At 55.4% G+C, this 10,678-nt stretch carries 7 protein-coding genes and 2 rRNA genes; 5 read left to right on the forward strand and 4 right to left on the reverse strand.

The annotated features are described in order from the left end of the window. From IMZ38_RS00005 to IMZ38_RS00020, 4 genes are all read right to left on the reverse strand, one after another. Window positions 1-2,160: ribosomal RNA gene (locus IMZ38_RS00005) — 23S ribosomal RNA — on the reverse strand. Window positions 2,161-2,358: 198 nt separating this feature from the next. Then, window positions 2,359-3,855 (reverse strand): 16S ribosomal RNA (locus tag IMZ38_RS00010). The 16S and 23S rRNA genes sit together here, the layout of an rRNA operon. A gap of 355 nt (window positions 3,856-4,210) precedes the next feature. After that, entirely contained in the window at window positions 4,211-4,840 is a 630-nt protein-coding gene (locus IMZ38_RS00015) for an HAD family hydrolase (protein ID WP_193436193.1), read from the reverse strand. Next, window positions 4,841-5,557: a phosphoglycolate phosphatase gene (locus IMZ38_RS00020; RefSeq protein WP_193436194.1), complete on the reverse strand. Its 717-nt coding sequence runs from the start codon at window positions 5,555-5,557 to the stop codon at window positions 4,841-4,843. It lies immediately after the preceding gene. A gap of 213 nt (window positions 5,558-5,770) precedes the next feature. Here IMZ38_RS00020 and IMZ38_RS00025 point away from each other — a divergent pair, with 213 nt between their 5' ends. Genes IMZ38_RS00025 through IMZ38_RS00045 form a run of 5 tightly spaced genes read left to right on the forward strand, consistent with a single transcriptional unit; the run spans window position 5,771 to window position 10,672 of the window. Continuing rightward, window positions 5,771-6,865 carry an FAD-dependent oxidoreductase gene (locus tag IMZ38_RS00025; protein WP_193436195.1) on the forward strand — a complete coding sequence of 365 codons (1,095 nt, stop codon included), beginning with the start codon at window positions 5,771-5,773 and terminating at the stop codon, window positions 6,863-6,865. Between the two features lie 5 nt (window positions 6,866-6,870). Beyond that, window positions 6,871-7,380, forward strand: coding sequence for a 4Fe-4S dicluster domain-containing protein (locus IMZ38_RS00030; RefSeq protein ID WP_193436196.1), 510 nt, complete (start codon window positions 6,871-6,873; stop codon window positions 7,378-7,380). 13 nt (window positions 7,381-7,393) lie between these two features. Beyond that, entirely contained in the window at window positions 7,394-8,902 is a 1,509-nt protein-coding gene (locus IMZ38_RS00035) for a complex I subunit 5 family protein (protein WP_193436197.1), read from the forward strand. Next, window positions 8,892-10,394, forward strand: coding sequence for a proton-conducting transporter transmembrane domain-containing protein (locus IMZ38_RS00040; RefSeq protein WP_227410933.1), 1,503 nt, complete (start codon window positions 8,892-8,894; stop codon window positions 10,392-10,394). The genes IMZ38_RS00035 and IMZ38_RS00040 overlap by 11 nt, the downstream gene beginning before the upstream one ends. Then, window positions 10,391-10,672, forward strand: coding sequence for a hypothetical protein (locus tag IMZ38_RS00045; RefSeq protein ID WP_193436199.1), 282 nt, complete (start codon window positions 10,391-10,393; stop codon window positions 10,670-10,672). Before IMZ38_RS00040 ends, IMZ38_RS00045 begins: the two co-directional genes overlap by 4 nt. Window positions 10,673-10,678 lie beyond the last annotated feature (6 nt).

Raw genomic sequence — 10,678 nt, forward strand, 5'->3', positions numbered from 1 at the left:
TCCCTCCAACAGACTACGTGTTTCAACCAACCCCACCATACCGCCTTACCCGGCAAGGCATTTGGCTACCTTAAGAGAGTCAGAGTTACTCCCGGCCTTCAGCGGCGCTTCGCCGGGTTGTACCCCGGTTTCACGGACCGCCAGTGGCCAGGATTCAGCCCCCGTACAAACCCTTTCGGGCTTGCGGGGACCTATGTTTTTATTAAACAGTCAGGCCCCCCTAGGCACTGCGACCTGCGGACCCAGGGTTATCCCCCAGGACCGCAGGCACCCCTTCTCCCGAAGTTACGGGGCCAATTTGCCGAGTTCCCTGACCAGGGTTATCCCCCAGACGCCTTGGGCTTCTCACCCAGGGGCACCTGTGTCGGTTCTCGGTACGGGCGCGGGGAATCGTTCCCCGCCCCCTTTTCAAGGGCCCCCGGAGTCGGTGGAAGGCTCCTAACGGAGCCCCATTCCCGGCTTCAGCCCCTTCTCACCATAACGGTTCTCCAGGGCCTTCACCGGTTAGCTGGGTCGCGTCCTTTCGGACGCCCCCAGTCCACCTATCCGGAGGCGTCGGAGGCGGGGCTTGCGTTGCCGCACCTATCCCCGCGGCACGGGAATATTAACCCGTTTCCCATTCCCCGGGTCCGTGTTACGGCCCGGGTTAGGACCGGCTAACCCTCGGCCGACGACCGTTGCCGAGGAACCCTTGCCCTTTCCGGCGGAGGGGATTCACACCCCTCTTCGCTGTTACTGCCGCCGGGATCTGCACCCGGATCGGGTCCACCGGACCTCACGGCCCGGCTTCTGCCCCGACCCGGCGCCCGCCTACCGGATCACGGCTCCAACGGAGCCGTGCCCCGAGGTCTCGGCGGCCGGCTTGAGCCCCGACCAATCTTCGGGGCCCCGCGTCTCGGCGGGTGAGCTGTTACGCACTCTTTAAAGGATGGCTGCTGTTAGGCCCACCTCCCCGCTGTCTGAGTCGCGGGACGCCCTTTGATTGGCACTTAGCCGGCACTTAGGGGCCTTAACCTCGGTCTGGGTTGTTCCCCCCTCGGCCCCCAGCCTTACGCCGGGGAACCCCACTCCCGCCTTCTACGGTGGCCACAGGTTCGGAGTTGGACCGGGGGCCGAAGCCTTTCGGCTTCCGCACCCCCGATCCGTAGCTCTACCCCGTGGCCCACCTCAGGCGAGGCTGGGCTGAGACCCACTTCGGCGGGAACCAGCTATCACCGGGCTAGATTGGTCTTTTGCCCCTAGACGGGGGTCATGGGAACGAATTGCACGTCAGAACCCTTTCGGGCCTCCACCGGGGTTTCCCCCGGTTTCGCCCTGCCCCCGCCTAGATCGCCCGGTTTCTGGTTCCACGGCAGTGACTCCAGGCCCTTTGGGACCCCGCCCCTCGCCGCTTTACGCGGCTGCGGGCTTGTCGGTTTCCCTACGCCTACGGGGCTTTGACCCCCTTAAGCTCGCCACTACCGTGGACTCCCCGGCCCGTGTTTCAAGACGGACGGCGCGACCCTGATCAACCCGTTTCGTACTCCCGGGTCACCCCGGTTTCCTTCAACGGGTCTCACCTCTTACGGGCCGCGCCGTATGTAACCGCCCGGTTTCAGGCTCTTTTCACTCCCCTTTCGGGGTTCTTTTCAGCTTTCCCTCACGGTACTTAGTACGCTATCGGTCTCGGGACGTATTTAGCCTTGGAGGTCGGTGACCCCCAACTTCCCACGGCAAAACCAAGCCGTGGTACTCTGGTTCCCGGGCAGGAGCCCCCATGGTTTAGCCTACGGGACTATCACCCTCTACGGTGGGTCGTTCCAGACCACTTCGGCTACCATGGGTCGGCTCCCTGGGGTTTACCCCCAGCCCGGGAACCCGTAACCCCACATCTCTCCACGGTTTTCCCGTGGAGATTTGGTTTAGGCTGTCCCCCTTTCGGTCGCCCCTACTCAGGGGATCTCGATTGATTTCTTCTCCTCCCCCTACTAAGATGTTTCCGTTCGGGGGGTTCCCGCCCGGATGACCAGGCGCCACGGGAAGACCCGTGGCGGGAAGTCCCATTCGGCGATCCCGGGTTCGACGGCTGCTTGCGCCTACCCCGGGCTTATCGCAGCTTGCCACGGCCTTCCTCGGCGCCCGAGCCGAGCCATCCACCGGGCGGCGTCCTCGCCGCAGCCCCAGGGACGAGGAGCAGGATCCCGTGAACTCGACTGGTACCCCTGAATGTACCAGCCCCCACAGCGCCCATCACCCCTGTGAAACAGGGGTTAGCGCCTTCACACGGGCGTTACACCCGTGTTGCATAAGCATCAGAAGGGTGCACGGGCACAACCCTGTGTTAAGCTGAGCAGCCCTCCCACCGTCCGGCCTAATGGCAGGAGGTGATCCAGCCGCAGGTTCCCCTACGGCTACCTTGTTACGACTTCTCCCCCCTCAGGGAGAGGGAGTTCGACCCGACCAAGCCGGCCAGGCCTCACTCCCTCTCCCCTCGGGTGGAGCGACGGGCGGTGTGTGCAAGGAGCAGGGACGTATTCACCGCGCGATGTTGACGCGCGGTTACTAGGGATTCCGCGTTCACGAGGGCGAGTTGCAGCCCTCGATCCCAACTGCGGCGGGGTTTGAGGGATTGCCTCCCCCTTTCGGGGTCGGAACCCGCTGTCCCCGCCATTGTAGCCCGCGTGTAGCCCGGGGGATTCGGGGCATGCTGACCTGCCGTGGCCCCCTCCTTCCTCCGCCTTAAACGGCGGCAGTCCCCCCAGTGTGCCCCAGGGCCGTAGCCCTAGGTCGCAACTGGGGGCAGGGGTCTCGCTCGTTTCCGGACTTAACCGGACACCTCACGGCACGAGCTGGCGACGGCCATGCACCTCCTCTCAGCGCGTCAGGCAAGGTCGTTAGCCTGGCCGTCATCCTGCTGTCGCCCCCGGTGAGATTCCCGGCGTTGACTCCAATTGAACCGCAGGCTCCACCCCTTGTGGTGCTCCCCCGCCAATTCCTTTAAGTTTCAGCCTTGCGGCCGTACTCCCCAGGCGGCGGGCTTAACGGCTTCCCTGCGCCACTGGGTGGGCTCTAAGCCCACCCAACAGCTAGCCCGCATCGTTTACAGCCGGGACTACCCGGGTATCTAATCCGGTTTGCTCCCCCGGCTTTCGCCCCTCACCGTCGGGCGCGTTCCAGCCGAGCGCCTTCGCCACTGGTGGTCCTCCCGGGATTATAGGATTTCGCCCCTACCCCGGGAGTACCCTCGGCCTCTCCCGCCCCCTAGCCCGGCAGTATCCCCCCCAGTCCCCAGGTTGAGCCCGGGGATTTAGGAGGGGACTTGCCGGGCCGGCTACGGGCGCTTTAGGCCCAATAACCGTCCCGACCACTCGCGGGGCTGGTATTACCGCGGCGGCTGACACCAGACTTGCCCCCCGCTTATTCCCCCGCCTTCCTACAGCGGGGAAAAGCCCCCGGAAAGGGGGCACTCGGGGTGGCCCCGTCACGGTTGCCCGCATTGCGGAGGTTTCGCGCCTGGTGCGCCCCTTAGGGCCTGGGCCCTTGTCTCAGTGCCCATCTGGGGGCTCCCGCTCTCACGGCCCCCACCCGTTATCGGCTTGGCGGGCCGTTACCCCGCCAACTACCTGATGGGCCGTAGCCCCATCCTCGGGCGGCTCGGCAGCGTTAACCCCTGCCGGGCCTTTTCGGGGAAGGACCCTTCCAGGCGCCTTCCCCTATGGGGGATTAGCACCAGTTTCCCGGTGTTATCCCCCTCCCGAGGGCAGGTTAGCCACGTGCTACTCAGCCGTGCGCCACGCCCCGCAGCGGCGGAGCGTGCGACTCCCATGGCTTAGCCCCACCCCGATAGCGGTCGGGTCCGGCAGGATCAACCGGAGTTACGGCCGCTTGGGACGGTGGGAGGGTTTCTGCGCTTAACACGGGGTTGAGCCCGTGCACCCTTCGTCAGACCTGAGCATCCCGGGGGTAGCGTCCCCCGGTTGGCTCGGGTCTCCATACTAGCGAGTAAGCGTCTAGATTCATATCTAACAAGGGGGATTTATATACTTTACCCCTCTTGATCATTGAAACATTCATGGAATGTTTGAAACACATCCACATGTACCCGCGGCAGGAGGCCGGTTAATCACTCACCGGGCTATGCCCGGCGTCACAACCATGCCGCCGCCGGGATTGCCGCGGGCGTTAATAATTATTAGTAAACATCCTAAAATAGGATTCCACGGTAGATTGCTTAGAAGAAGCGGGTGAGCTCTCTCAGCGATTTAACTGTTAAAACAGGCTCGCACCCAGAATCTGAGGGCTCCGGGGTTCTCTCAACCAGTATGAAGTCAACCCCTGCCCTGCGGGAGGCTATGCAGTCGACATCCCTGTCACCCACGTAGACTGCTTCGCTGACGGAAACCCCTGCCGTGGAAACCGCTCTCAAGATAACGTCTGGCTCAGGCTTACCCCTAACTCCTTCCTCAACACCGGATACTACCTGGAAAAACTCTTTAAGCCCGAAGTACTCTAGGAAAGCTTTAATCCTGGATGTCACGCTCGAGGAGGCTACCCCGAGGATGTAACCTCTCCTCTTCAAGTATTCGAGAACCTCTGGAACATCCGGGAACACCCTCACCATGCTCCTCCAATTCTCCTCTACAATACCCTTCCTAACACGCTTAAACTCTTCAAGGTCAACACTCGCTGAGTCGAGCACTTCATTGAGAACACTGTCCAGCGGATAACCTATCATCCTTCTAACTCTCCCAGGATTAATCTCCACGCCAAGCCTTCTCCCAGCTTCGAGGAAAGACCAGACTATGAAGTCCTCACTATCCACCAGGGTCCCGTCCAGGTCGAAAAGGAGCAGCTTCTTCAACTAGACAGCACCCTGAATAATCATCCTGGCGAAGTCTAAAACACCCTTAGAGCTCGGCTTATCCAGCACGATGTTGCAAACCTTCTTCAACTCTTCATCAGCATTCCCCACGGCAACCCTGAGGCCAACATGCTTCATGATTTCAACATCCATCACGCTGTCGCCAACCCCTGCTGCTTCATCAGGGTTGATGCCCATTCGATCCAGAACATACTTCACCGCAACACCCTTGTCAACGCCCCTGGGCATTAGATGTATCGCGTAACCGCTGTAGCCGACGCGGACATCCCTGTAGTTGGATTCAACGTAATCAGCAACCATCCTGTAAACCATCCAGCCGTCGAACCCCTTCCTAACTTTTAAAGCATACTCGTATATTCTGAAACGGTTCTGCCACGTGTCGTCAACATAGTCCTTAAACCTCTCCAGAACGTCAACGTATACGTGCCTCGTGGGGGATCCGGCCAGCTCGACAAGGCCCCATTTATCATAGTAAACCAGTGAGCCAGACTCCCCTGTGACAGGGCCGTTGAACCCGAGGTATCTCGCAAGCCCTATAACCACGGGCAACGCGTTGCTTGACACTATGCTAACGTAAACCCCTTGGCCGGCAAGCATCCTTAAAACACTCACAAGCTCAAGGTCCAGCAGGTAGGTATCCCTCCCCTCCGTAATAGTCCCGTCAACATCTATGAAAACTATTTTGACCCTGCTCATTATTCCAGCCCACAGCCGCCTTCTTGAATTGAAAAATACTGATGGTTTATCCTAATAAACTATTTACGAAAATTCTCGATATATGTTTAAGTATGTAAAACTCCATGTTGATATATATTTTAATGGGAAAAACGTGTCTTTAGACACTTTATAAGTAATCACACATAAGAATTATAAAGGCATCCAATTATAAAAACGCGTGAGTGAGAAGCTTTGGGTGATTACCTCAAGTTCGCATTTATGTGCAAGGAGAAGCCGCCGTCGAACAATTTGAAAGTAGCAATCATAGGAGCCGGCCCCGCCGGCTTAGCGGCGGCAGGGTACTTGTCATGCCAAGGCTTCGAGATAACAGTATACGATAAGCAACCATTACCCGGAGGGTTAATGCTGTTCGCAATCCCCCCGTGGAGAATACCCAGGCACAGGGTACTGCTCGGCGTGAGAGAGCTTGAGGAAAAGTTCGGAGTAAACTTCTCTACTAGAACCAAGGTTTTCACAGGCGAGGAGAAACACCACGAGGAAGGCGACATGTTCGTTGAAAAGAAGATAAGCCTTGAGGAGGTTGTGAACAACTACGACCTGGTGCTCATAACAACGGGGACATGGGTTTCCAAAATACCGCGCCTCCCAGGGTCCAACGCTAAAGGTGTTATCTCAGCACTGGAGTACGTCTACGGCTTCAGGCTTTTCGAGCTGAAGCTAATCAATAGGAAGCCCGAGCCAGGCAAGAGGGTGGTGGTGATCGGGGGAGGGTACAGTGCTGTGGATGCTGCGGAGCAGGCGCTTAGAGAAGGCGCGGAGTCATACCTATTGTACAGGAGAACCATTAACGAGGCGCCGGCAGGGATTTTCGAGATTGAAAGGATTCAGCGGATGGGCGTGGAGTTCCAGGAGCTTGTAGCGCCGGTGGAGATACTGGCTGAGAACGGGTGGGTGAAAGGCATTAAGATGCAGAAGATGAGGCTCGGCCCGCCGGATGAGACTGGGAGACCCCAGCCAGTGCCGATTGAGGGATCAGAGTTTATAATAGAGGCTGACACAGTGGTTTTCGCAACAGGGGAGACTGCAACCCCTCCAGTAAGCCCTAGCGAGGAAGTCTTGAACAAGCTCGGGATAAAGCTGACCAGGAACAACACGATAGTTGTTAACGAGAGGTATCAGACAGGCAACCCGAAAGTCTTCGCAGCAGGCGACGTGGTCAACGGTCCAAGCAAGATAGGCCCCGCAACGAGAAGCGGCCTCTACGCGGCAAGGTTCATGAACAGCTGGATCCAGGCGAAACTGGTTAAACAACCACTCGCGAGGTGAGCTTGATGAGTCTGGATAACCCATCCACATCCCCTCAAAGATACCTTAGGATAATAGACATAGGAACGTGCATAGGATGCGGAGCATGCGAAGCAGCATGCGACTTCATCCATGAAGGAAAACCATACATCAAGGTCTACAGGACCTCTCTAGGCCTTGAAATACCGGTTTCATGCCTCCACTGCGCTAAAGCCCCATGCATAGACGTGTGTCCAACGGGAGCCATGACAAGGGATAAGGAAGGGGCTGTATACGTTATAGCGAGCAAGTGCATAGGCTGCATGGCATGCCTGTACGCATGCCCGTTCGGCATACCGCAGCTTGACAAGGCGCTGAGAATATCCACGAAGTGCGACCTGTGCTCGGATCAAAGGAAGAAAGGGCTTGAGCCAGGCTGCAGCTCCCTGTGCCCGACGGGGGCGATAGTGTACTCCGCTGAACCTGTAGTGTTCGACATAGCTAAGAAGAAGACTGCTGAATCCTGGGCTAAGGCAAGGTATGAATCCCTTAAGTAGCCAAGGGATTTCTATGGATTTGTTAACAGCAATCTTTTTCTACATCCTAGGTGCGGTTTTGTTCCTCCTACCCAGTTTCAAGAAGAGTTTTTCACCCGCCCAGGTTATTCCTTTAAAAGTCTTCTCCGCGATCTTTTTAACCATTAGTGTTTACGGCTTACACGCTAATGGAGCGCTCGATGCTTTCGGAGCCGTGCTAGCGGTCTCAACCATTGCCTCGGGGAGCATAATCTCCATCTACGCTTACGACTACTTCAGAATCAACAACTACTCGCCAACAGCCAGCACCCTGCTCGACCTCTTAATACTGTGTTTAACCACGACATATGCCTCGTTCAACATACTAGCCCTCGCCACTTTCTGGACAATATCCGAAGTCCTCGCATACGCTTTAATAAAGGAAGGAGAAGAGCACTCGTACGAGGGCTCCCTCACCTCTAGCAGGGGCTTCATATTCACTTCAACGCTAACTTTCGAGGTAACAGTCTTCACCATGATCATTACATCGGTACTGCTGGTCGCAGGTGCGATGAGTTTTCAAAACCTTTTAAAAAGCTTCACAGACCTCGCAACCGTTAAGACAATGGTACCCGCATACCTTATACCCTTGCTGATAGCGGGGTTCGTGACCAAGGCCGCAACAGTACCGTTGCACTTCTGGCTTCCAAGCGCACACTCCGCTGCCCCATCCCCTGCTTCAGCGCTTTTAAGCGGTGTCATGACGCCGCTGGGCTTCCTAGGCTTGTACAGGGTTGTAAGCCTGGTTGACTTTGGAGAGTACGAGCCTATCATAGCTTTCTACCTGATAGTTTCCGGAATATTCTCAATAATCTACGGCGGGTTGCAAGCTACTCAGCAAAGAGATGGCAAGAAGATGCTGGCATACGCGACGATATCGACCAACGGGTTCATAAGCCTAGTATTCGCCCTATACCTCTTATACCCGGGCGAGTACGTCTTCCTGGCCTTGCTGACATCAATAGTAATGCACACAGCCTACAAGACCACCTTGTTCGCTGAAATGGGTTTAGTAGAGTATGCTTACGGCAGCAGGTACATTCACGGGCTACACGGGGTCTCAACAATCATGCCGGTATCCTCTATAGGAGGGTTGCTAGCCGTTTTCACCATGCTTGGGATCCCCGGAACCATCGGGTTCACCTCGAAGTTTCTAAGCATTTACGCGATCCTTTACCAGGGCTTAGACTTGGCTAAAACAATCATCCTGCTGGGGATAGCGTTCTACATTGCAACAACTATATCAATAAGCATAAACTACTTCAAAATATACCTGAGGAAGGGGAAGGGAGTGCTCCAGCCTGTTAACAATGTTGACTTGAAACCCCAGCTTGCTATCCTCGCGCTTGGAACGCTCAACGTTCTCTACAATCTCACAATACTGATATCAGGATTCTCCACAATAGCCCTTGTGGTATCGTTCACCATGATGATACCTGTCCTAGTAGCAACATTGTTCTCAGTCGCGTTCAGAGGGGTGAGCCCGCGTGAACATGCTGGTTAAAACATACGTTATACTTGCCATCCTGCTCCCAGTCACGGGAGCCCTGATAGTGGACTCCTACCCCAGGCTTTCAAAAGTTTTAAGAATACTCGGATTCCTCATCCCCGGGCTCTTCTTCCTCGTAGGAATGATAGAGCTTTTATGGTTCCAGCCGTATTTCATGCTTCTCTCCACAATAGCAGCTGTAGGCTTAACCCTCCACACCGAGGGCTACTACAAGGTAATCTACGGTAAGGTGATGTATCAGCAACTGGTAATGGACACCATGCTCTCCCTGATCATACTGTTGTTCTCCTCTGAAACCCTTATCGAAGCAATAACTCTCTGGATAGTTCTAGAACTGGTCTCAGTCCTCCTAATACTGATGGAGAAAGGCTATGAGAACTACCCTGTGGCGATAAAATACCTTGTCTTCTGCGCCACCCCGGGCGATATCTCAATACTATCTATATGGGTGCTTGCCTCCCAGAAATACGGCTTCATAGAGTCCCTGCTAACCCCGTTCACCGAGCTCTCCGCTACCAGCATGAGCGTTGGAATTCTCGAATCACTAATCCTAGTCATAGGATTCCTCACCAAGCTCGGCCAATTCCCCCTGCACTCATGGCTCCCAACAGCACACTACCACGCGCCCTCCCCAGGCTCATCCGTGATAAGCGGGTTGCTATTGAAAATGGGTGCTTTCTCACTCTTCATAGTAATTTCAATGTTCAGCCTCAACCCTGCAGTATTCTACATCATGATGGCGCAGGGCATTATAACATCCGTGTACGGCTACTTAATGACCACTGTTCAAACAGACGTTAAAAGAGTGATAGTGTACAGCTCACTAGGGCACATGGGCGTTGTTACAATGCTGTTCGCACTCTACGGCTTGGTCAGAGAGCCCATCATACAGACATTGATAGTCGTATACGTCGTGTATCACGGCATAGCCAAGGCCTTGGGCTTCGTAAACATTTCAATAATGGAGCAGCTCGCGAACACTCACGAGCTCTACAAGCTAGGCTTCCTAGGCCTTGTCTCGCCGAACGCGCTCAACATAGCCTTCCTAACATTCCTCAACCTAGCTGGCTTCCCGCCAACCCCCGGCTTCATTGTGAAATTCCTCCTGATACTCACCACGCTCTCCCTTGTTCTAACAGGGAGTTTGCTAGCCCTCCCAGTGCTCGCTATAATCAGCTTCTCAACCGTGATAACCGTGATATACATGAGCAAGTTCATAGCAGCCTACACTTCATCCATTAAGCCACCGCTGAAAATCCCGCCTGAAAACCTCAACAACCCCGAGCTGGTTGGAGACTACTTCCTATCCTTCTTCACAATAGTACTCTCCTACCTCCTGCTCTCCGTTTTCCCAGCTGACTTCTGGATTTACACACTCCTAATAATCATCGCTTTAACAACCCCGTTAACCATATTAATATGTGTGCGAAACCTGAGAGAGATTAGAGAGGAGAAGCAGCAGTGGTTATCGGGTGTTGAAGCATGAGCTCGGCTAAAGGAAGCGCGATGCGGTGGTTTGAGAAGCTGCTGGAGAAAACCCTTCACAGAGGTAAGGGCTCGCGGGCAGACCTGCTTAGAGGAATACTACAGTACTCTATAAACATGGGTGACGCGTTCTTCATTAAACTAGGATACGTGGTAAACAAGCTGTCCATCATTCTCAACAAGATTCAAATAACAATGATAGAGTCCATGATAATGGCATCCCTCTGGTTCGGGCTGATCGCGATCTTGATAATCTGGCTTGTAACATACATGGCTTGAGGTGAG

It is taken from the genome of Thermosphaera aggregans, from assembly GCF_014962245.1.
Classification (GTDB): domain Archaea; phylum Thermoproteota; class Thermoprotei_A; order Sulfolobales; family Desulfurococcaceae; genus Thermosphaera; species Thermosphaera chiliense.

Bases quoted from the DNA above. Each gene is read 5' to 3' on its own strand.
- IMZ38_RS00030 (WP_193436196.1), top strand. From the start codon at position 6,871: ATGAGTCTGGATAACCCATCCACATCCCCTCAAAGATACCTTAGGATA.
- IMZ38_RS00045 (WP_193436199.1), top strand. From the start codon at position 10,391: ATGAGCTCGGCTAAAGGAAGCGCGATGCGGTGGTTTGAGAAGCTGCTG.
- IMZ38_RS00035 (WP_193436197.1), top strand. From the start codon at position 7,394: ATGGATTTGTTAACAGCAATCTTTTTCTACATCCTAGGTGCGGTTTTG.
- IMZ38_RS00040 (WP_227410933.1), top strand. From the start codon at position 8,892: ATGCTGGTTAAAACATACGTTATACTTGCCATCCTGCTCCCAGTCACG.
- IMZ38_RS00020 (WP_193436194.1), bottom strand. From the start codon at position 5,557: ATGAGCAGGGTCAAAATAGTTTTCATAGATGTTGACGGGACTATTACG.